The sequence below is a fragment of the Vibrio sp. 1978 genome (genome assembly GCF_033344345.1).
Window position 1 is genome coordinate 1 of the sequence record NZ_JAWPOP010000816.1, and the last position, 568, is coordinate 568.

1 protein-coding gene is annotated in these 568 nt (G+C 41.7%); it reads right to left on the reverse strand.

Annotation, left to right across the window (positions count from 1 at the left end):
- Positions 1-568 (reverse strand): serine hydrolase domain-containing protein (locus tag R8N49_RS29285; protein WP_318190716.1); only part of this gene is annotated, 568 nt, incomplete at both ends.

Consider the following 568-nt stretch of genomic DNA (forward strand, 5'->3'; position numbering starts at 1 on the left):
CACTGGTCGAGATCTTGTTTCATAGTTCCCAGCAGTCGTGACAATCACTGCATTTTTGTTCGGAATGGCAACAATGTACTGCTCTCCTATCCCAACAGCCGCAACGCCATTCTCAACGTTAAAAACCTGCCAAAAATGTAACCCATACCCCATCTCATACGAATAGAACTTACTCTTTCTGAGTTCATTCAACCATTCTTCACCAACAATTTGCGTTCCGTTGTATTGTCCTTTGTTAAGCCACATCAAGCCAAACTTACCCATATCTCGAGATGTTAGACGTAAGCCCCAGTCTGCTCCTGCTTCGCCACTGCCAATGTTTGGCAGCCACTGATACTCTTCAATACCTAAAGGGGAAAAAATCTTCTCTTTCATTACTTTCGTAAATGATTGCCCATATACTTTTTCAATCACTTTAGAAAGACCAACTGTAGAAAGACCGCTGTACGCGAACTTTGTTCCTGGATCAAAAGCTAATTGAGTGGAAAGAAACTGCTGTTTTAAGTCCTTCGCATTGTAATGACGAAAAAAAATGTTGCCTTGTCCATATGGTACGAACAATTCGTCC